We start from the raw sequence: 21,309 nt of genomic DNA, 5'->3' as shown, positions 1-21,309 counted from the left end.
GCAAGGAAGACGGGCAGTCAGGCCGTGACCGGCTCGGGGCTGTCGTCGAGATCGTCCTCGAACGGCTTCATCACCGAGAGTGGCTTGGTCGACAGCGAGATCGGCTTGCGGCTCGAGGTCGCGCCGGCCGGACCCGCCCGACCACCGCGGGACTGCGCATACAGCGCCGATCCGACCCGGCCACCGAACTGCGACAGGACCTGCTCGCTGCACGTGGATGCAATCGCAAGCGCCAGCGGGTGAAGATGCGTGCGCCGGTAACAGAATAGCGCCAGCATGGCCCTCACATCGGCGGAGACGCTCTCGACCAGCGCGGGTAGCCCGTTGGCGTCGGCACGGTAGAGCTCACCGAGAAGCTCGTCGCCGACCGGGCACGAATCGCTGTCGAACGCATCGCGGCTTTGAAGCATCGGTTTGATTGCCATGACGCGACGATGCAGCGCGAATCGCTAATGACCGGTTAACCAAACCGAACGGTCGTCCCACCCCCGGCTTGACACGGGACTGCCGCGGTCGGTGCGGCTTCGCCGCGACGCACCGTGACCGAACGCTCAGCCGTTTGCGGCCATGAAGATCGAGAGCCCGAATCCGGTGAGGTGATGCAGCGCCTGGTCGACGCCGATCAGGGTCCAGAACCAGGGGTGCTCGGTATTCATGCCGAACCGCGACGAGCAGATACCCTTGATGCGATCGATCGTGATGTGAATGGCGAAGTCGATCACGGCGACGAACCAGAATCTCGGCGCGACGATCAAGATCAGGACCATGGCGACGGCGAGATGGATCAGGCAGTGCACCAGCAGCGGCAGCGCCCAGCCCTTCCGCTGGTCCTTGCCATAGGCCATCCAGGCGTTCTGCAGCACGAAGTCGCCAATGATGTGCTTGAAGGTCAGCAGCAGCATCCAGCCGACCAGCGCACCAACCGGAACCTGCGACGACAAAGAGGGAAAAGACAAAGCTGACGCTCTCGCTACGACTAACCCTTGGAACCAACCCTTGGACGCACGGGGAACTGGAGGCGTTCAGCGCAATCTGATGAGAATACCCGGCCAATTCGACGCGTATGCGACGCTTATGACATCTCCGGTAGCGAATTGCACGCGAAAGGGAACTTCAAATCGCACCTTGCTACCCTTCGCGGCAATCCCGCCGGGGGTAAGGTTACCCACGCCGCGGCGCATCCGGCGGCAACCGTCGCTGCGGCGGCGTCATTCCGCGGCGTTGGTTTTCGGCACTGAGAGCGCCCTCGCCCGGATCTGCGCGATGGTCCGCTTCAGCGCCCCCTGTCCCGGCTCTGCCAGCGCAACGGCGCGCGCCTCGGCGATGGCGGAGGCGAGATCCGAGATCGGCAGGACGCCATCGAAGGTGGGCTTGGCCAGGCCATCGATGATGGCATGCCAATCAGCGAGACCCTGCCGGTAGCCGTCGCCCTGCCCCTGGATCATGGTCGCCGTCGCGATCACGGCGGGTGCCGCCGCAGGCTGCTTGTCCAGCGCGCGCGCGATCATGTGCAGCCACCGCTCGGCCCAGGCGCGCTCCTCGCCATAGCGCACCGACTGCAGCCGCCAGCGCCGCAGGCCGGCCATCAGCTTGAGGCGGCGAATGGCCAACCGCGATCGGACCGAAAAGCGGACCTTGACCCGGCGCCGACCTAACCAGCCGATCTGCTCGAAGGCTGCCAGCAACGATTCCGCCACGGCTTGCGGCAGCGCACCGATCAGCTCGTCGAGGCGAAACCTCCTGACGTCGTCGCTCTCGCGTCCCCCCGGGCGCTTCCCCATGTCGAGGCTGATCAATCTGAGCTGGGCGATCCGGATCGGATCCTCGTAGGCCATGCGGGCGGCCAGCAGCTGCGCGATCTGAGACAGCATGCCGGCATCGACGTTCGATCTGCGCACGAACCGCTTGATGCGATCGACATAGAGCTGCGCGTAGCTCGCGCCCTGATACTCCATCAGCAGATGGATGCCATCGCTCACCGCCGGCACGGCGGCGTCAGGAAGGCCCTGAGGCAGAAAAGGCGGCTCGCCATCGTCGACGCCGATGACGTCGGCGAACAGATATCGCAGCGAGGACCGGACGCTTTCCACTGGGCTTCAGGCTCCCCGGATCACGCCGGCTTGGCGACGGGCGCCGGCGCGGTGGTCTGTTGCGCCAGCCGCCGCTCGAGCGTTTCGATGTTCTGGAACAGCCGGGCGCTGGCGAGGCGCAGGAAGTAGAAGGCGAAGGCGGGGTTCTGGACGTAGAGCTGCTCGACCTGGTCGTAGGAGACCGACAGGATCAGACCGCCCTCGACGCATTCCAGCGTCTGCGTGCGCGTATTGGACGGCGAGATCATGCCGAACTCGCCGACGATCGCACCGACCGGCAGCTCGATACCGGATTCGACCAGGCGGAAGCGGCCACTGACGATGTAGTACATGCTGTCGGCCTTCTCGTCCTTGTAGAACAGCACCTCGCCTGGACCGCATTTGCGCTCGGTCATGAACGGCTTCAGCCATTCCATGGAGAGGTCGCTGTTGACCGACTGCTTCACGTCGCGGACCAGCTGCAGCATCTGGTGGAGCCGGTAGCTGTTGAGCGGCAGCAGCACCCCGTGCAGGATCAGGACCGGGTAGTTGTGCATCGGCACCGCGGTCGCGATCAGGACGATATTGGTGAGGATGGCGAATACCCGCAGCGGAATCATCGTCCGCATCGACAGCGTGGCGACCACGAAGATCGAGGCGAAGAGGCTGCCGGCGGCGCCCGCATGTTCGACCAGGTGTGAGGTATCCATCGGGATCAACCAGACTCTTGGGACGCAGGAGGGCGGACGCTCGGTTCCGAGCCTCCTTTTGCCTAATTTAGCGTGTCCATGCCGACCTCTGATATACGGCGAACAGACGACGTTTGAACCGGTATTTGAGCCGGTACGGAAAAATTCCCCGGTCGAAGTAGAACGGTTGGACCTGCCGGATGACGCTGCAAAACCGATCCACCCGCATCGTTGACGGGATTCCCCCGATCGGGGCACCTTGACGCCGCCGCGATCTCCTGCGGCTCTGAGATCAGCGACTGACGCCCGCCCGCAATGACCAAACCGCAGCACCCTGCCCTGGCGGCATTCGTCACCGCGCTGACCGGACGCAACATGACCAGAGCGGCCTATGTGGCCGTGGCGCTCGGCATGAGCGCCATGGTGTTGTTGACGATGGACCCCGCCTACGAGGCCGGGGGGCGCTGGATCATCGCCCTGCTGTGGGGATGCCTTGTCTTTTTCGTCGTCGAATGGGCCGCTCGGGTTCAGCAGGCCGTGCGGGCGCATCGCGCCGCCGCCTACCTGATGTCGGGCCGGGGACTGCTGGACACGCTCTCCGCCCTCGCCGTGCCGGTTGCGCTGGTCTCGGGCATGGAGTCACGTACCGCGTGGCTGCTGGCGGTCATCTGGGTGCTCAAGGTGATCCCCGGCGTGCCTGGCCTGCGCCAGCTCCGCCGGGTGCTCGTGGTCGAAGCACGCCCGCTGCTGTCGGTGCTGGTGCTGTTCCTGCTGGTGCTGTTTCTCGGATCGGTCGCCGAATACGCGCTCGAACATGACGAGCAGCCGGCCACCTTCGGCACCATCCCCTCCGCGCTATGGTGGGCCGTCGTGACCCTCACCACCACGGGCTATGGCGACGTGGTGCCGATCACGCCGCTCGGGCGGGTGGTCGCCGCCACGGTGATGATCTCCGGCCTCGGCGTGTTCGGCCTATGGACCGGCATCCTGGCGACCGGCTTCGCCGCGGAAACCCGGCGCGACAACTTTCTGAAGACCTGGGAATCGGTCAGCAGGGTACCGTTCTTCGCCAGCCTCGGGCCCGCCACGATCGCCGACGTCGCGCAGATGCTGCGCACCATCGACCTGCCGCCGCGCGCCACCGTGATCCGCAAGGGCGAGCCGGGGGACTGCATGTATTTCATCGCCGCCGGCGAGGTCGAGGTCGACCTTCCCGGCAAGAAGGTCCGGCTCGGCGAGGGCGCGTTCTTCGGCGAGATGGCGCTGCTCGGGAACAACCTGCGTTCGGCCGACATCAGCACGACCGGACTGTCGAAGCTGCTGGTCCTCGACCTCGTCGATTTCCGCGTGCTGATGGCACGCCACCCCGATCTGGCGCAGAGCATCGATGCCGAGGCCAGGCGCCGAACCATGGAGAACAGGACATGACGACAGGACGGACCACCCAGGCCGATGACGCGCCGAGCATGCCGCTCCTGACCATCGACGGCGCACGCGCCACCATTCGGCTCAATCGTCCGCAGCATCTCAACCGGCTCCAGCCGGAGGATCTCGGCGGGCTGCTGGCGCTGTTCGACCGGGTCGAGGCCAACGCCGCCTTGCGCGTGCTGGTCCTGACCGGCACCGGGCGGGCGTTCAGCGCCGGCTTCGACCTTGGCGCCATCGGCGCAACGCCGGCGGATACGGCCGAGGCTTCCAGCCCGGCATTCGAGGAGGTCGTCGACCGGCTGGAGGACCTCGCGCTGCCGACGATCTGCCGGCTCAACGGCGGGGTCTATGGCGGCTCGACCGATCTGGCGCTGGCCTGCGATTTCCGGATCGGGGTCGATACCAGCGAGATGTTCATGCCGGCAGCGCGGCTCGGGCTGCACTACTACCCGAATGGCATCAAGCGCTACGTGTCCCGCCTTGGTATCGACAATGCCAAGCGTCTGTTCCTGACGGCGGAGAAGATCGACGCGGCCGAGATGCTGCGCATCGGCTATCTCACCGGCGTGGCGACGGCCGATGCGCTCGACGCGGAGGTCGACCGGCTGGCGGCCATTCTGGCCGGCAACGCCCCGCAGGCCATGCGCGGCATGAAGCGCGCCATCAACGAGTTTGCACGCGGAGCCCTCGACGATGCGGCGGCTCGTCGCAGGCATCGGGACAGCATGAGCGGCGCCGAAATCCAGGAAGGCATGAAATCGTTTGCAGAGAAGAGAACGCCGAAATTCTGAGCGCAGCCGCGCCCCGAACTGATAAATTTTGCATGCAAACGTCTGTATCCAGCCGGTGTTCTGACACACGCTCAACGAACTATCGACCTGAATCTCCAATTTGCGGTTGACAGCCTTTTGTCCGTGGCTAGCTTGAACCACGGGCGGAGACTTTCACATGCAAGTGATGGACGCGTATTGGGGACGACGAGCTCTGGAGTACGTCGATGCGATCGAAGCGTCGAAGACCAGCGCGAGCGTGCTCTCCCAGTTCGAGAAGATGATCAGCAACCTGGGCTTTCACGCCTACATCATGGCCGGCGTGCCGACCTCGGGCCAATCGCTGCAGCAAACCATTCTCGCCAACGGCTGGCCGCGGGAATGGTTCGACATGTATGCGCGCGAGCAGTTTCACCGCTGCGATCCGATTCCGCGGCACTGCATCTCGACATTGAATCCATTTGCGTGGTCGGAGGCTCCCTATGACCGCGAGGACGAGCCCGGCGCGCACGAGGTGATGACGCGCGCGAAGGACTTCCGATTGAACGAAGGCTTCTGCGTTCCCATCCACTACGACGATGCCGTGGGCGCCGTCAGCATTGCAGGCGAAAATCCGAATCTCGCTCCCGATGCGCGGGGCGCGCTGCACCTGATCAGCATCTTCACGCACAGCAGGCTTCGCGCACTGGCGCGCTCCGCCGCGAGCAACCAGAGCCGGCGCCTGTCGCGAATCGAGGCCGAGGTGCTGGGCTGGGCGGCGCGCGGCAAGACCGCGTGGGAGACGGCGCGCATCCTCGGTGTCTCCGAACGCAACGTCCGGTGGCATCTGGAAGAAGCACAGCGCAAGCTAGCAACCAAGAACAAGACGGCGACGGTTGCGACCGCTCTTGTCAACGGCGAGATCTCGATCTGATCTGTCGTTTCTCCCACTGGATCAATTCGAGCGCATCGGCAATCTGCAAACCCCAATTTGATTCAGACGACCGGGGGTTTCGATGCCTGAGATTCATGTCGTTCGAAAAGATAATCGCGCTCTGTACGAGAAATATTTCGATCCGTATTACCGGCTGCGCCACGAGATCTACGTCAAGCAACGCAAGTGGATGGCACTCGATCGTCCCGACGGGCGCGAGATCGATCAGTTCGACACCGAGGATTCGGTCTATCTGTTCTGCATCGACAACGGCCAGTTGATCGGCTCGATGCGCGCGGTGCCGACGCAGTTGCCGACGCTGATGAGCGACATCTTCCCGTATCTGAATCTGCGCGGCCCGATCCAGCGCCCCGACGTCTACGAACTGTCGCGCATCTTCGTGATCCCGGAGCGCCGCGGCGAGCATGCCGGCCCGCGGATCGACATGCTGCTGCTCACCGCAATCATGGAGTACGGCATCTCGATCGGGTTGACCGGCTTTTCGATCGTGCTCGAAACCTGGTGGCTGCCGCGGTTCGAGAAGTGCGGCTGGAAGGCGCGGCCGCTCGGCGTACCTCACATGATGGACGGGATGTCGGTGATGGCCGTGCTCGTCGACTGCGATGAAACGACATGGAAGTCACTCTGCGAGCAGATCGGCCTGACGCGGCCAACCCTCACGTGGCAGGGGCTCGAAGACGTCAGCCGCCAGGCCCTGCCGGATATCTTTCTTCATCTTCCACCAGCCGCTCAGCCAGCGCAATGATCTGTTCCCTGTGCCGCTTCAGCCTGAGCTTATGGAAAGCCTTCAAGAGGCGGTGACCAAGGAGCGTCGCCTCGTCCACCTCGAGGGCATAAAGGTTGGACGGCGTGTTCATGGAATCCATCGCTGACACTTCAGGTTTTGAGCCGTGACTGAACCTTCAATCGAGAAGATCATCGAGCGTCTGCAATTTTGCATCGTTGACGCTCGGGCGATGCAACTCAAAATGTTAGAGAGAATTTTGTCAATATCATTGCTTGAAGCCCACGAGCTGAAGGAAAAGTGCGCGCCCAATTCGACCAACAGCAGCCATTAGCGCTCCTGCACCGACTCTCGCAACACGTCCGGTCCTGCAGCGGCGCGTCTCGACTGGTGCATCGCAGACACAAACTGTTGATTTCAGGGCGGCTTTCGATGTGAAGGTCGGACAGGAGGGCACGAGCATCGTTGCCGAAACGCGCTCGCCGAACGTGGACGACACCTCGGCAAAATCATGGCGCCGCCGCCGGAGCTGCTCCCTGTTCAGCAAACTCGGTTTACAAAAATGGACTCGTGGGGCGTCTCGCCCCCTCCGGAGTCCCGGATAACGGAACTCCGCCGGCAACAAATACGCGCGTGCGACCTACGGATGGGAAGTCATTCGTCGTGAAAGCGGACCGTTTCGGCGACCGTGGCGCGGCTGGTGCGGTAGGAGTTGGCCTTGTCACCGAGATCGGGACAACCGAACGAGATGCCGCAGACCACCTTGCGGTCGGCGCCAAGCCCGAAGTGCTGCCGCACCACGTCGGATTGAAACGCGAGCGCCGCCTGCGGCACGGTGGCAATGCCGAGCGCCTGCGCCGCCAGCATGAAGCTCGTGACGTAGCCGCCGCAATCGATCGCGCCATAGGTGCCGAGCGCCTCGTCGCTGTGGATGACCGCCACATGCGGCGCGCCGAAGAAATTGTAGTTCTCCAGCGCCTGCCGGGCATAACCCGCCTTGTCGCCGCGCGGGATGTCGAGCGCGTTGTAGAGCTGGAAACCGCTCTCGCGCCGCCGTTCCAGATAGACGCCGGTGTATTCGCGCGGGAAAGGAAAGTCGCCCGACGCCGCCTTGCCGCTGGAGGCCGCCGCATACATCACCTTCCGGAAAGCCTCGGTCGCCGCACCAGAGGTGATCTCGACACGCCACGGCTGGCTGTTGCACCAGGACGCAGTTTTTTGCGCCGCCGTCAGGATGCGCTCGATGGTCGCGCGCGGCACGGGCTCGGGCCGGAACCTGCGGCAGGAGAAGCGCGCGGCCATCAGCTCTTCGAGAATGGTGATGGGATCCTGCTCTGACTTTGGCGCCGCAGATGACATGACAACCTTCCGTACAGTTCGACCGGCGACGCTCGCTTTGTGCTCGCCCTCCACCCCCGTCTTTCCGGACCGGTCGCCACAGCGACCGCCCCCGGAAGACGGCCGTCGTGATGCCGTCGGATCAGCTGCGCCCCTTGGTCGGCACCTTGTTGAACGGCACGTCCTTGTCGACCCGGATGTCACCGGGCAGACCGAGCACGCGCTCGGCGATGATGTTGCGCAAGATCTCGTCGGTGCCGCCGGCGATGCGCATCGAGGGCGAGGTCAGCAGCATCTGCTGAAACTGGCCCTGCGTCACCGTCTCGTCCGCGCCGGTCAGCACGCCAGCGCCGCCTTCGAGATCCATCGCGTAGGTTGCGATATCCTGCAGCATGACGCCGGCGACCAGCTTGCCGATCGAGTTCTCCGGTCCCGGCCGCTCGCCCTTGGACAGCGCCGAGATCGCGCGGTAGCTCGTGTATTTCAGCCCGCTGGCCTTGACCGCCCACGACGCCAGTTTCGAGCGCGTGGCGCGATCGTCGATGGCGAGTCCGCTCTCGGTCATCAGATTGGCGCAGAACTCGAACATCTCCGGGAAGCCGGTGGCGAGCCGCGCGCCGATCGACATGCGCTCGTTCATCAAGGTGGTCAGCGACACGTTCCAGCCGTCGCCGACCGCGCCAAGGCGCTGCGAGTCCGGGATCACGACGTCGGTGAAATAGACCTCGTTGAACTCCTGCATACCGTTGGCCTGCTTGATCGGGCGGACCTCGACGCCCGGGCTCTTCATGTCCAGGAAGAACATCGTCAGGCCCTTGTGCTTGGGCACATTGGGATCGGTGCGCGTGATCAGCAGGCCGTAATCCGAGTAGTGCGCCCCCGACGTCCAGATCTTCTGGCCGTTGATGAGCCAGTCGTCGCCGCGCTTCTCGGCGCGGGTGCGCAGGCCAGCGACATCGGAGCCGCCGGCGGGCTCGGAGAACAGCTGGCACCAGATCTCCTCGCCGGAAGCGAGCTTCGGCAGATAGCGCCGCTTATGCTCTTCACTGCCATAGGCCATCACGGTCGGGCCGCACATGCCCTCGCCGATCTGGAACGGCTGCGTCAGCTTGCCATAGACGCCCTCCTCCTGCTGCCAGATCACCCGCTCGATCGGCGTCGCGCCGCGGCCGCCATACTCCTTCGGCCAGTGCAGGCAGGCCCAGCCGGCATCGGATTTCTTCTTCTGCCAGGCCTTGCCGACCTCGACGATGTCGGCGTGCTCGAGCCGGATGCGGCCGAGCGAGGAGCTCGCGAGCTCCTCCTCCAGCTCCCTCGGCGCGTTGGCCGCGATCCAAGCGCGCGCGGTGTCGCGAAAAGCGGCTTCCTGCGGGGTGTCGTCGAAGTTCATGCCTGACCCTCACTTGATATGCGTAGGGCGGGGGTTGGCCGAAGGCGTAACCCGCCACTTGATCAGCGTTGTACGAGCTAGCGGCGGGTTACGCTGCGCTAACCCGCCCTACGACTGCACTTGTTAGCTTCGTCCCTTGGTCGGAACCTGGTTGAACGGAAGGTCCTTGTCGACACGGATGTCGCCAGGAAGACCCAGCACGCGCTCCGCGATGATGTTGCGCATGATCTCGTCGGTGCCGCCTTCGACGCGGGTGCCGGGCGCGCGCAGCAGCATCGCCTGGAATTTTCCGGCGAGCTCGGCCTCGGGACCGCTGAGCACGCCGGCGGCGCCCTGCAGGTCGAGCGCGTAGGTCGCGACGTCCTGGATCATTGGTCCTGCGACCAGTTTACCGATCGAGTTCTCAGGTCCCGGCCGCTCGCCCTTCGACAGCGCCGAGATGGCGCGGATGCTGGTGTATTTCAGCCCGCTCGCCTTCACCGCCCAACTCGCGAGCTTCGAGCGCACGTTGCGGTCCTCGATCGCGGGACGATCGTCCAGCATCAGGTTGGAGCAGAAGTCGAACAGCTCCGGGAAGCCGGTGGCGACGCCGGCGCCGATCGACATGCGTTCGTTCATCAAGGTGGTGAGCGCGACGTTCCAGCCGTCATTGACCGCGCCGAGACGCTGCGAGTCCGGGATCACGACGTCAGTGAAATAGACCTCGTTGAAATCCGAGTGCCCGCTCGCCTGCTTGATCGGCCGGACCTCGACACCCGGGCTCTTCATGTCCAGGAAGAACATGGTGAGGCCCTTGTGCTTCGGTACCGTCGGATCGGTACGCGTCAGCAGGATGCCGTAGTCGGAATAATGCGCGCCCGAGGTCCAGATCTTCTGGCCGTTGATCACCCAGTCGTCGCCGCGCTTCTCGGCGCGGGTGCGCAGGCCGGCGACGTCGGAGCCGCCGGCCGGCTCGGAGAACAGCTGGCACCAGACCTTCTCGCCCGAGGCCAGCGGCGGCAGATACTCTCTCTTATGCTGCTCGGAGGCATAGGCCATCATCGTCGGGCCGCACATGCCGTGGCCGATGATGAACATGCCGGACAGCTTGCCGTAGGGCCCCTCCTCCTGCTGCCAGATCACGCGCTCGATGGGTGAGGACCCGCGACCGCCATATTCCTTTGGCCAGTGCAAGCAGGCCCAGCCGGCCTCGGCCTTCTTCTTCTGCCAGGCCTTGGCGACGTCGAGAATGCTGGCGTTCTTCAGCGCGGTGCGGCCAAGCGAGGACGCGCGCAGTTCGTCCTCGTACTGCTTCGGCGCATTGGCGGCGATCCACGCGCGCGCCTCGGCGCGAAACGCGGCCTCCTGCGGAGTGTCATCGAAGTTCATGAGAATTCCTTTCAGATCGTCATTCCGGACGACCCGCAACGCGGGTCGATCCGGAATCCAGAGGTGAGTCATCTCGAGATTCCGGGTTCGCTCACTCCGCGCAAAATGGCATGGTCATTTTGTCGCGCGCGAGCGCCCCGGAATGACGGGCTTGGGTCACGCCGCATTGCGCTTGCGCATGCGGTCGATCAGTTGGTCTTCCCAGTAAGAGAGGCTGCCGAGGCCGAGCGCGAGCGCGTTGGCGCGTCGGTAGTACATGTGACAGTCGAACTCCCAGGTGAAGCCCATGCCGCCATGGACCTGGATGTTGTTCTTGGCGCAGTGTTGAAAGGCTTGCGTCGCGCTGATGCGCGCTGAGGCCGCGGCCTCCGGCAATTCCGGCGCATTAGTCGAGAGCGCCCAGGCGCCATAATAGGAGTTGGAGCGCGCCAAGGTCGCCGAGACGTACATGTCGGCCAGCATGTGCTTGACCGCCTGGAACGAGCCGATCGGACGGCCAAAGGCGATCCGGTCGAGCGCGTAGTCGCGGCCCATCTCCAGCGCGCGGTCGGAGCCGCCAACCTGCTCGAACGCCGTCAGCACCGCGGCGCGATCGAGCACCTGGGTGATGATGCTCCAACCCTCGCCGGCGGCGCCGAGCGGCTCCGCCTTGCAGTTCTTGAAGGTGAGCTCGGCCTGGCCGCGCGTCGGATCGAGATTGGTCAGCGCCTTGGCTTCGACGCCGCCCGCCTTGGGGTCGACCAGGAACAGCGAGATGTCGCCGTCGCGGCCGGTCGAGCCGGTACGCGCGGCAACGATGATGAGATCGGCGATGGCGCCGTCGGCGACCGGCTTCTTGGTGCCGTTGAGCACGCCGTTGGCGGCCTCACACTTGATCGCTTTGGGCGACGGATTGCCGGTGCCCTCGAACAACGCCAAGGTGCCGATCGCCTCGCCATTGGCGATCTTCGGCAGCCAGGCCTGCTTCTGCGCATCGCTGCCGGCCAGCATCAGGGCCTCCGCGGCAAGATACACGGTCGACGAGAACGGCACCGGCGCCAGCGCGCGGCCGACCTCTTCGGCGATCACGCAGAGCTCGAGATGACCGGCGCCCGCGCCGCCGTACTCCTCAGGAATGGCGACGCCGAGGAAGCCCATCTCGGCGAAGCCTTTCCACAGCGCTCGGTCATACGGCTCCTTGCCATCGAGCACGACACGCACCGCCTTGGGCGGACACTTCTCGGCGAGGAATTTCCGCGCCTGGTCCCGCAACTGCTTCTGGTCGTCGGAGAAATCGAAGTTCATGGCCTCACCTGCTTCCTGATCGTCATTCCGGGGCGATGCGCAGCATCGAACCCGGAATCTCGATCTGATTTATCTCTGGATTCCGGGTTCACTCGCTTCGCGAGTGCCCCGGAATGACGGTTTCAAAATGCGTCGTCACAGCACGATCACGTCGCTGTCGGGCTCGGCCGCGTAGAGCCGCTCGACCAGCGCGGCACGGCGTTCGAGACCGGCGCGCTGGTTGATGTAGCCCTTGTCGGTCAGCTCATGGCCGTCGATCGAGGGCGGCTCGACCATCAGCATGGCGCGGCCGATGCGCCGGCTGGTCGCGCCCTCGCACTCTTTATTATGGGCTTCGAGACCACGGCGGACGCAGTCGATGACGGCCGGATGCTTCACCACGTCCTCGAACGTCGCGTTGGGATCGCCGACCAACTGGCGGCAGGCGTGCAGATTGGGCCAGGCCAGGAGACCGACATATTCGCGGTCCTGCCCGGTCACCAGTGCATCGTGGATCGCCGGCGTTGCGGCTGCGATCGCATCGGTGCGAAGCGAGCCGACATGGACGAAGGTGCCTGTCGTGAGCTTGAAATCCTCGACCACGCGGCCGGCGAAGATGATGCCTTGCGCCGGGTCATTGGGATCGACGAACACGCCGGCATCGCCGATGCAGTAGAACCCTTCCTCGTCGAACGCCTTCTTCGTCAGCTCGGGCTGGCCGAAATAGCCGGGCATCACGTTGATGCCGCGCAGGCGCAGCTCGTATTTGTCGCCGGTCGGCACCATCTTCAGCTCGACGCCGGGGAACGGCAGGCCGATGAGCCCGACCCGCTCCGTGTTCCAATAGGTGCCGGTCGAGGTCGGCGCCGTCTCGGTCGAGCCCCATCCGGTGTAGAACACGATGCGCTCGCCGGTGGTCTTGACCGCCAGCGCCTGCATCCGCTCGTACAGATCGTCCGGCAGCCGCGCGCCGCCATAGGCCATGATGCCCAGATCCTTGAAGAAGGAGCGGCACAGCGCATCGTCCTTCTCCATCGCCGCCGCCAGCGCCGCATAGCCGGCGGGCACATTGGCGTAATAGGTCGGCGACACCTCGCGCAGGTTCCGGATGGTTTCGTCGAACATGCCGGGCATCGGCCGGCCGTCGTCGATGTAGAGCGTGCCGCCCTCGATCAAGAGCGGATTGAACAGCGCATTGCCGCCCATGGTGTGATTCCATGGCATCCAGTCGAGCACCGTCGAGATCGGCGCATCAGGCCCGCGCGGCCGCGTCTGCATCATCATCGCCGCATTGGCGCACATCATGCGCTGGGTGTTGATGACCGCCTTGGGCATGCCGGTCGAGCCGGAGGTGAACAGCAGCTTGCCGACCGTGTCCGGTGTGATCTGCGCAATCGACGCGTCGACCGCGCCGGTGACCGGCGTCGCGGCGAGATCAGCGAAGCTGATGCTCGCAATGCCCTCGCACGGACGCGCGACATGAACGACGGTGACGCCGTCGAGATCGAGCGCCTTCAGCGCCTTCTCGAAGGTCGGGCCGTCCTGCACCATGACCACGCCCGGCTTCACGAGGCCGAACAGATATTTCAACTTGAGATGATCGTGGCTCATCAGTGAATAGGCGGGCGACACCGGAGCGGCCGGCGAACGGGCCTGCATCGCAGCCATGGTGATGAGCGCATGCTCGATCGAATTGCCGGAGAGGATGGCGACGGGGCGGCCGTCCAGCTTCAAATCGAGCAGGCCCTGCGTCAGCCCATCGACGGTGCGCTTGGCCTCGGCATAGGACAGCTTGCGCCATTGCCGCTCGGCTCCGCTGCGTTGCGCGAGCCAGGTCCGCGTCGGCGCCTCCTTAGCCCAGCGGGCGAGCGGCGCCGCCAAATGCGGCTCATAGGCCTGCAGCGGAATGCGCGATTTGATGACGATGACGCCGTCACCGCGTCTCTCGATATCGATGTCGCGCGCCAGCCAGTTGACCTTGCGGAATGCCGGCTTCTCCAACACCTTCGCTGCCGTCCCGTCCATTTTGCGTCTCCCGAAATATCGTCCTTTGCGGATCTTGATATCTAGCGGTTGGTATAGACCGGCTTGCGCTTCTCGAGGAAGGCTTGAATGCCCTCCTTGAAATCCTCCGAGCGGCTGCACAGCACCTGGTTGCGATCTTCCATCGCGATGACGGCTTCGATCGACGACGCATCGACGCTCATGTTGAGACATTCCTTTGAGAGTCGAAGTCCGACCGGCGAGGCCGTCATCATCGCATCGACGAAGGGCGCAGCCGCGCCCTCGAGCATATCGTCCTCGACGATTTCCGACACCAGCCCGACCATGAGCGCGCGCTCGGCTCCGATGAAGCGGCCGGTGAGGATCAGCTCCGATGCGACGGAGACGCCGACGAGGCGCGGCAGGAAATAGCTGGTGCCGATGTCGCAGCCCCCTAAGCCAAGCTTGATGAAGGCACAGTTCATCCGCGCCGAGCGGCTGGCGATGCGGATATCGGCCGCGAGCGCCAACGCAAAGCCGCCGCCGGCGGCTGCGCCCTGCACCAGCGCAATGATCGGCTGCGGGCAACGCCGCATCAACATCACGATGTCGGCGATGCGGCGCTGCGAGTCCAGCGACTCGGTCACGCTGGGCGGCTCATTGACGCCGCCGCGCCGCTGCATCGCGGCCTTCAGATCGAGCCCCGCGCAGAAGTTCTTGCCGGCACCCTTGAGCACGACGACTCGCGTGGTGCGATTGCGCTGCAGGCTTTCGAAATAAGCGTTGAGCGCGTCGATCAGCGCCGGGTCGAGCGCGTTCAGGCTCTCGGGGCGATTGAGCGTCACCCGGTCGACGCCATTGTCGTGTTCGATCAGCAGCGGTTGGGACATGGCGCGCGCTCCACCCTCAGTGTCATCCCGGCGAACGCCGGGATCCATAGCCACCGGCTTGATTGGTAAGAGTGCGGCGTCTGCCAGTCTGCCTATCACAGACGCCGCGGAGTATGGGTCCCCGCGTTCGCGGGGACGACGGCGGAGGTTGCCGTCAGCGCGGGGCCATGCGGATGGCGCCGTCGAGGCGGATGGTTTCGCCGTTCAGCATCGGGTTCTCGACGATGTGGACGGCGAGGTTACCGTACTCGGAGGCGTCGCCGAGCCGGGCCGGATGCGGCACCTGGGCGCCCAGGCTCTTGCGCGCTTCTTCGTTCAGTCCCATCAGCAGCGGTGTCAGGAACAGGCCGGGCGCGATGGTGTTGACGCGGATTTTCTGGCTGGCGAGATCGCGCGCAGCGGGCAGGGTCAGGCCGACGACGCCGCCCTTCGAGGCCGAATAGGCGATCTGGCCGATCTGGCCTTCATAGGCCGCGACGCTGGCGGTGTTGATGATGACGCCACGCTCCTCGCCGACCGGCTCGGCGGTGACGAGGCGCTCGGCAAACAGCCGCAGCACGTTGAAGGTGCCGATCAGGTTGACGTTGATGATGCGCGCGAACTTGGCGAGCGGATAGACGCCGTCCTTGCCGACGATGCGCTGCGAGCCGCCGATGCCGGCGCAATTCACCAGCACGCGGGCGATGCCGTGGGCCGCCTCGGCCTTGGCGAGGCCGGCCTTGACCTGATCCTCATTGGTGACGTCGGCATGCAGCGCGACGCCCTTGATCTCGGCGGCGATCTTCTCGGCGTTTTCCAGGCTCTGATCGAGCACGGCCACCTTGGCCCCCTTGGCCGCCATGGCGCGCGCCGTAGCTGCGCCGAGACCCGAGCCACCGCCGGTGATGAGAACGGCAACGTTGTTCAACTGCATGTCAGGTTTCCTCCCTAGACGTTTTTGCTTGCGAATAGCGAATAGGGAGTAGCGAATAGAGGCTTCCCACATTCGCGACTCCCTATTCGCCACTCGCCCGTTTCAATATTCCACCGCAGATCAGCGCCTCCATATGGGCGATGTACTGACGGCAGACATCATCGGTGACCGGGCCGACGCCGATCGCGCGCGACATCGCGTGGCGGCCGAAGAACAGGTGATCGCAGGCGCCGATCAGGCTGGTGTAGAACAGCACCGGATCGACGGCGCGAAACTCGCCCCTGGCGACGCCCTCCTCGATGAGCCGGCGATGGAAATCGAGCAGCGGCGCCACGAAGAACTTCGACACTTCGTCGGCCGCCTCCGCGCTGCTCTCATGCAGCAGATAATGGATCAGCCGGTTCATGTAGGGAAACCGGTGATAGGCGCGGATGATGCCGCTGATGTGCAGCTTCAGCTTCGCCGTCGGCGGCAGCGGCTGCGCCAGGAGATATTCGAGATTGGCCACCTCGGTCGCCGCGTCGCGGGCGAGCAGCGCCAGCAGCAGGCCGTCCTTGTTGCCGAAATGATATTTCACCAGCGCTGCATTAGAGCCGGACTTCTGCGCGATGTCGCTGAGCGAGATTTCGATCGAGGACCTCGCGATCATCAGCTCGCTGGCGGCGTCCAGCAGCTTCTCCGCCGTCGCATTCCGCCCCGCGGGAAGTTTCTCTGGCACGCTGTTGTGAAGCTGAGGTCCCAAGACATGTCTCGCGCTTGATCGAGGCAGATAAGCCGAAGCCGGAGTTGATCTCAAGAGTTAATTGATCGATTGACTAACGCTCGATCGGGCATTTAAATCGCCGCCAATCACGAACACCAAGTCTAGGGAGGATACGTCATGGCGGAAGCCTACATCGTCGCGGCCGCACGCACGGCCGGCGGCCGCAAGGGAGGACGGCTGGCCGGCTGGCATCCGGCCGACCTCGCGGCGAAGGTGCTGGACGCGCTGGTCGATCGCTCCGGCGCCGCGCCGGACCAGGTCGAGGACGTGATCATGGGCTGCGTGATGCAAACCGGCGAGCAATCGAACAACATCGCGCGCAATGCGGTGATGGCCTCGAAGCTGCCGGAGAGCGTGCCGGGCACCTCGATCGACCGGCAGTGCGGCTCGTCGCAGCAGGCGCTGCATTTCGCCGCGCAGGCAGTGATGTCGGGCGCGATGGATGTCGTGATCGCCGCCGGCGTGGAGTCGATGACCCGGGTGCCGATGGGTCTCTCCTCCACGCTTCCGGCGAAGAACGGCTTCGGGCACTACAAGAGCCCTGGCATCGAGAGCCGCTATCCGAACATCCAGTTCAGCCAGTTCACCGGCGCGGAAATGATGGCGGAGAAGTACGGTCTCTCCAAGGATGAACTCGACGAATATGCCTATAACAGCCATCAGCGCGCGATTGCCGCCACGCAGGCAGGCCACTTCAAGGACGAGATCATCCCGCTCGAGATCACCCGTGCCGACGGCTCGACCGACACCCACCACATCGACGAGGGCATCCGCTTCGACGTCAGCCTCGACGGCATCAAGAGCGTCAAGCTGATCGCCGAGAACGGCAAGCTGACGGCGGCCACGGCCAGCCAGATCTGCGACGGCGCGTCCGGCGTCATGGTCGTCAACGAGCGCGGCCTGAAGTCGCTCGGCGTCAAGCCGCTGGCCCGCGTCCATCACATGACCATGATGGGCGGCGACCCCGTCATCATGCTGGAGGCGCCGCTCCCGGCGACGCAGCGCGCGCTGCAGAAGGCCGGCATGTCGATCGACGAGATCGATCTCTATGAGGTCAACGAGGCGTTCGCTTCCGTGCCGACCGCCTGGCTGAAGACCATCGGCGCCGATCCGAACCGCCTCAACGTCAATGGCGGCGCGATCGCGCTCGGCCATCCGCTCGGCGGCTCCGGCACCAAGCTGATGACCACGCTGCTGCATGCGCTGAAGGCCCGCAACAAGCGCTATGGGTTACAGACGATGTGCGAAGGCGGCGGCATGGCCAACGTGACGATCGTGGAAAGGCTGTAGGAAGCGAATAGCGAATGGCGAGTGGTGAATAGGGAGAGCGATCCCGCTCCGCTCGCCCAGACGCTCCGCTATTCGCCATTCCCTATTCGCTACTCGCCATTCGTTACTCGCGCCTCCCCGCCGGAGTCTTTCATGACCCACCCCTCCATTCACGCCCGCAGCCATCCCGACAAGATCGCCTATCAGATGGCCGGCACCGGCAAGGCCATCACCTATCGCGAGCTCGACGAACTCTCGAACCAGGGCGCTCATCTATTCCGTGCGCTGGGGCTCAAGGCCGGCGACCATATCGCCTTCCTGATGGAGAATCGGCTGGCTTTCATGGAAATCGCCTGGGCGGCGCAGCGCTCCGGCCTGTACTACACCGCGATCAGCCGCTATCTCACCAAGGACGAGATCGCCTACATCATCAGGGATTGCGGCGCCAAGGTCTTCATCACCTCGCCGAAATGCGCCGAGCAGGTGCGCGATCTCGTGAGCGCCACGGACGGCCCGCTGTTCTTCATGATCGACGAGCCCGAGCCCGGCTTCCGCTCCTGGGACAAGGAGGCCGGCGCCCAGCCCAAGACGCCGATCGCCGATCAGGTCGCCGGCTACGACATGCTGTATTCGTCGGGCACCACCGGACGGCCGAAGGGCATCAAGAAGGATTTCGAAGGCAATCCGATCGATCAGCCGAACCAGTTCCTGCGCGTGCTGTGCGCCGACATGTGCGGCATGAACGCCGAGAGCACCTATCTGTCGCCGGCGCCGCTCTATCATGCAGCTCCCTTGCGCTTCAACATGATGGTCTCAGTGCTCGGTGGCACCTCGATCATCATGGAGCATTTCGACGCCGAAGACTTCCTGAAGCTGGTCGAAAAGTACAAGGTCACGCAGTCGCAGCTTGTGCCGACCATGTTCGTGCGCATGCTGAAACTGCCGGAGGACGTGCGCAAGCGCTACGACGTGTCGACCCTGAAGGGCGCGATCCATGCCGCTGCGCCCTGCCCGGTCGACGTCAAGGCCAGGATGATCGAGTGGTGGGGTCCGATCCTGATCGAGTATTATGCCGGCTCCGAAGGCAACGGCGTCACCGTCTGCACCTCGAAGCAGTGGCTGGAGCATCGTGGCAGCGTCGGACGCGCCGTTGTCGGCAAGATCAAGATCCTCGGCGAGAATGACGAGGAGCTGCCGACCGGCGAGATCGGCACGGTGTACTTCGCCGACGCGCCGGTGTTCTCCTATCACAACGATCCGGAGAAGACGAAGCGGGCCTACAACGACAAGGGCTGGTCGACGCTCGGCGACGTCGGCTATCTCGACGCCGACGGCTTCCTCTATCTGACCGACCGCAAGTCCTACATGATCATCTCCGGCGGCGTGAACATCTACCCGCAGGAGACCGAGGACGTCCTCATCACGCATCCCGACGTCGCCGATGTCGCCGTGTTCGGCGTGCCGAACGAGGAGATGGGCGAGGAGGTCAAGGCGGTGGTGCAGCCGCACGACATGGCGCGCGCCGGCAAGGCGTTCGAGGAGCAATTGATCCTGTTCTGCCGCCAGCATCTGTCGCCGATCAAGTGCCCGCGCTCGATCGATTTCGAGCCGGAGCTTCCGCGCACGCCGACCGGCAAGCTGGTCAAGCGCCACCTGCGCGAACGCTACTGGCCGAAGAAGGGCGCGGCCTAGCACGCGATCATTCCGCAAAATTCCGTCATGCCCGGCCTTGTGCCGGGCATCGGCGTCTTTCAAGCTGGCACAAGAGAAGACGTGGATGGCCGGTCAAGCTCGGCCATGACGAGGAGACGTTCGAATGTCGACTTCCTTTCCCCCGCTTCCCCTCCCACCCACGATCCGGTCCCGCTTCGTCGACGGCATCAACGGCCTGCGCATGCACGTGCTCGAAGCCGGCTTCGAGACGCCCGGCCGTCCCTGTGTGCTGCTGCTACACGGCTTTCCCGAGCTGGCCTATAGCTGGCGCAAGGTGATGCCGGCGCTGGCCGCCGCCGGCTACCACGTGCTGGCGCCGGACCAGCGCGGCTATGGCCGCACCACAGGGTGGAGCGCCGACTATGACGGTGATCTCGCGCCGTTTCGCTTCACCAACCTGGTGCGCGATGCGCTCGGCGTGGTCTATGCATTCGGCCATCGCCATGTCGCGTCTGTCGTCGGCCACGACTTCGGCAGCCCCGTCGCGGCGTGGTGCGCAGTGATCCGCCCCGATGTCTTTCGATCGGTCGTGATGATGAGCGCACCGTTCCCGGGGCCACCCGCAGCACCGTTCGACATCGCCAGCCATCCCCTCGCGGCGCAGGAGGATCCCGTGCATCGCGAACTGGCTGCGCTGCCGCGTCCGCGCAAGCACTATCAATGGTACTACGCGACGCGGCAGGCCAATGCGGACATGCATCATCCCCCGCAGGGGCTGCATGAATTCCTGCGCGCCTATTACCATCACAAGAGCGCAGACTGGGCGGCCAACGCCCCTTCTCCTCTGCAGGCCTGGGACGCGGCCGAACTCGCCAAGCTACCGACCTACTACGTCATGGACCTCGACAAGACGATGGCCGAGACCGTCGCCGAGGAGATGCCGGATGCGGCGGCGATCGCGGCGAATCGCTGGCTGCCGGACCATGAGCTCGCGGTCTATACCGCCGAATATGAACGAAACGGCTTCCAGGGCGGGCTGCAATGGTACCGCTGCGGCACGTCTGGTCTATTCGACGCTGAATTGCAGACCTGGTCGGATCTCACGATCGACGTTCCGTCCGCATTCATCTCCGGCCTGCAAGACTGGGGCATCTACCAACGGCCCGGTGTGTTCGAAGCGATGCAGTCCCGAGTGTGCACCAACATGATCCTGTGCGAGCTGATCGATCGCGCCGGACATTGGGTGCAGCAGGAGCAACATGAACGAGTCAATGAGCTCCTGTTCACGTTCCTGAACAAATCGACAGCCTGATTTCGGACGCCGTTCCGACGTATTAGGCGAATCGAGGAACGAACATTCGGGGTTGACGTTTTTGCATCCGGGCAATGCGCATCAGGAGAAGATTTATGGATAAGAAGATCGCAGGCTTGTTGGGCGCAGTCGCCGCTGTCGGCGCGCTCGGCACGGCGCAGGCGTCAGCGGCTCCGGCCCCGAGCGACGTGCTGAAGGCCAACTCCTACGCCGACCTGCTCGAGCCGATCCCGAATGCGGCCAAGGTGCTGCAGGCGCTCGACGAGCAGGCGCCGCCGGAGGCCGAACCGAAGGTGCAGCTGGCGCAGTGGTACCATCACCACCACCATCATCACCACCATCACCATGGCTACTGGCGCGGCTATGGCTACGGCCCTGGCTATGGGTACGGTTACGGCCCCCGGGTCTATGTGGTGCCGCGCCGGTACTACCATCACCACCACCATCATCACCATCACCACTGGTACTACGATCGCTACTGATCGTTGAGAGGTGAAAGCTCGGGGGGCGCCGACCGTGAGGTCGGCGCTCTTTCGTTTGAGGAAGACGGAAG

Annotated in this window: 20 protein-coding genes; 8 read left to right on the top strand and 12 right to left on the bottom strand. The window is 64.5% G+C overall.

Annotated elements, in window-relative coordinates; all coding sequences use genetic code 11:
- Positions 1-17: 17 nt before the first annotated feature.
- The 4 genes from QX073_RS11890 to QX073_RS11875 all read right to left on the bottom strand — a co-directional run bounded on the left by QX073_RS11890 (position 18) and on the right by QX073_RS11875 (position 2,779).
- The gene (locus QX073_RS11890; RefSeq protein ID WP_315714362.1) at positions 18-410 is read right to left on the bottom strand and encodes a hypothetical protein; all 393 of its coding nucleotides are present in this window, start codon (positions 408-410) and stop codon (positions 18-20) included.
- 141 nt (positions 411-551) lie between these two features.
- Positions 552-902 (bottom strand): DUF3307 domain-containing protein, encoded by a 351-nt coding sequence (locus QX073_RS11885; protein WP_315714361.1) that lies wholly within the window; start codon positions 900-902, stop codon positions 552-554.
- 306 nt (positions 903-1,208) lie between these two features.
- The gene (locus QX073_RS11880; RefSeq protein WP_315825939.1) at positions 1,209-2,090 is read right to left on the bottom strand and encodes a DUF6537 domain-containing protein; all 882 of its coding nucleotides are present in this window, start codon (positions 2,088-2,090) and stop codon (positions 1,209-1,211) included.
- A gap of 20 nt (positions 2,091-2,110) precedes the next feature.
- On the bottom strand, positions 2,111-2,779 hold the full coding sequence (locus tag QX073_RS11875; RefSeq protein ID WP_315713745.1) for a cyclic nucleotide-binding domain-containing protein: 669 nt from the start codon (positions 2,777-2,779) through the stop codon (positions 2,111-2,113).
- A 294-nt stretch (positions 2,780-3,073) separates the two neighbouring features.
- On the opposite strand from QX073_RS11875, the gene QX073_RS11870 reads away from it, so the two are divergent.
- From QX073_RS11870 to QX073_RS11855, 4 genes are all read left to right on the top strand, one after another.
- Positions 3,074-4,186: a cyclic nucleotide-gated ion channel gene (locus QX073_RS11870; protein ID WP_315825938.1), complete on the top strand. Its 1,113-nt coding sequence runs from the start codon at positions 3,074-3,076 to the stop codon at positions 4,184-4,186.
- Entirely contained in the window at positions 4,183-4,977 is a 795-nt protein-coding gene (locus QX073_RS11865) for an enoyl-CoA hydratase/isomerase family protein (protein WP_315713743.1), read from the top strand. Before QX073_RS11870 ends, QX073_RS11865 begins: the two co-directional genes overlap by 4 nt.
- A 157-nt stretch (positions 4,978-5,134) precedes the next feature.
- On the top strand, positions 5,135-5,869 hold the full coding sequence (locus QX073_RS11860) for a LuxR family transcriptional regulator (RefSeq protein ID WP_315713742.1): 735 nt from the start codon (positions 5,135-5,137) through the stop codon (positions 5,867-5,869).
- Positions 5,870-5,951: 82 nt separating this feature from the next.
- Positions 5,952-6,635 (top strand): acyl-homoserine-lactone synthase, encoded by a 684-nt coding sequence (locus tag QX073_RS11855; RefSeq protein ID WP_315713741.1) that lies wholly within the window; start codon positions 5,952-5,954, stop codon positions 6,633-6,635.
- A gap of 633 nt (positions 6,636-7,268) precedes the next feature.
- Here QX073_RS11855 and QX073_RS11850 read toward each other — a convergent pair.
- The 8 genes from QX073_RS11850 to QX073_RS11815 form a co-directional block, all read right to left on the bottom strand.
- Positions 7,269-7,916, bottom strand: coding sequence for a nitroreductase (locus QX073_RS11850; protein ID WP_316225954.1), 648 nt, complete (start codon positions 7,914-7,916; stop codon positions 7,269-7,271).
- A 178-nt stretch (positions 7,917-8,094) separates the two neighbouring features.
- Positions 8,095-9,342: an acyl-CoA dehydrogenase gene (locus QX073_RS11845; RefSeq protein ID WP_316225800.1), complete on the bottom strand. Its 1,248-nt coding sequence runs from the start codon at positions 9,340-9,342 to the stop codon at positions 8,095-8,097.
- 123 nt (positions 9,343-9,465) lie between these two features.
- Positions 9,466-10,710, bottom strand: coding sequence for an acyl-CoA dehydrogenase (locus QX073_RS11840; RefSeq protein ID WP_315825935.1), 1,245 nt, complete (start codon positions 10,708-10,710; stop codon positions 9,466-9,468).
- A 156-nt stretch (positions 10,711-10,866) separates the two neighbouring features.
- Positions 10,867-11,994 carry an acyl-CoA dehydrogenase family protein gene (locus QX073_RS11835; RefSeq protein WP_315825934.1) on the bottom strand — a complete coding sequence of 376 codons (1,128 nt, stop codon included), beginning with the start codon at positions 11,992-11,994 and terminating at the stop codon, positions 10,867-10,869.
- A 135-nt stretch (positions 11,995-12,129) separates the two neighbouring features.
- The gene (locus QX073_RS11830) at positions 12,130-13,998 is read right to left on the bottom strand and encodes an AMP-binding protein (RefSeq protein ID WP_316172693.1); all 1,869 of its coding nucleotides are present in this window, start codon (positions 13,996-13,998) and stop codon (positions 12,130-12,132) included.
- A gap of 41 nt (positions 13,999-14,039) precedes the next feature.
- Complete coding sequence (locus QX073_RS11825; RefSeq protein WP_316169560.1) at positions 14,040-14,846, bottom strand: enoyl-CoA hydratase/isomerase family protein; 807 nt, start codon at positions 14,844-14,846, stop codon at positions 14,040-14,042.
- A gap of 154 nt (positions 14,847-15,000) precedes the next feature.
- Entirely contained in the window at positions 15,001-15,759 is a 759-nt protein-coding gene (locus QX073_RS11820; RefSeq protein WP_315825931.1) for an SDR family NAD(P)-dependent oxidoreductase, read from the bottom strand.
- Positions 15,760-15,841: 82 nt separating this feature from the next.
- A complete protein-coding gene (locus QX073_RS11815) occupies positions 15,842-16,501 on the bottom strand; it encodes a TetR family transcriptional regulator (RefSeq protein ID WP_315825930.1) in 660 nt (219 codons plus the stop codon).
- A 138-nt stretch (positions 16,502-16,639) separates the two neighbouring features.
- Here QX073_RS11815 and QX073_RS11810 point away from each other — a divergent pair, with 138 nt between their 5' ends.
- From QX073_RS11810 to QX073_RS11795, 4 genes are all read left to right on the top strand, one after another.
- Positions 16,640-17,812, top strand: a complete 1,173-nt coding sequence (locus QX073_RS11810) for an acetyl-CoA C-acetyltransferase (RefSeq protein WP_315825929.1) — start codon at positions 16,640-16,642, stop codon at positions 17,810-17,812.
- A gap of 132 nt (positions 17,813-17,944) precedes the next feature.
- Entirely contained in the window at positions 17,945-19,483 is a 1,539-nt protein-coding gene (locus tag QX073_RS11805; protein WP_316183769.1) for an acyl-CoA synthetase, read from the top strand.
- 202 nt (positions 19,484-19,685) lie between these two features.
- The gene (locus tag QX073_RS11800) at positions 19,686-20,756 is read left to right on the top strand and encodes an alpha/beta hydrolase (protein ID WP_315714359.1); all 1,071 of its coding nucleotides are present in this window, start codon (positions 19,686-19,688) and stop codon (positions 20,754-20,756) included.
- Between the two features lie 95 nt (positions 20,757-20,851).
- Complete coding sequence (locus QX073_RS11795; RefSeq protein ID WP_315713731.1) at positions 20,852-21,238, top strand: hypothetical protein; 387 nt, start codon at positions 20,852-20,854, stop codon at positions 21,236-21,238.
- Positions 21,239-21,309: the final 71 nt, after the last annotated feature.

The organism is Bradyrhizobium sp. SZCCHNS3052 (assembly GCF_032484495.1).
GTDB lineage: Bacteria > Pseudomonadota > Alphaproteobacteria > Rhizobiales > Xanthobacteraceae > Bradyrhizobium.
The sequence above is the reverse complement of the archived record's forward strand: the minus strand, read 5'-3'. Positions and strand labels throughout refer to the sequence as shown.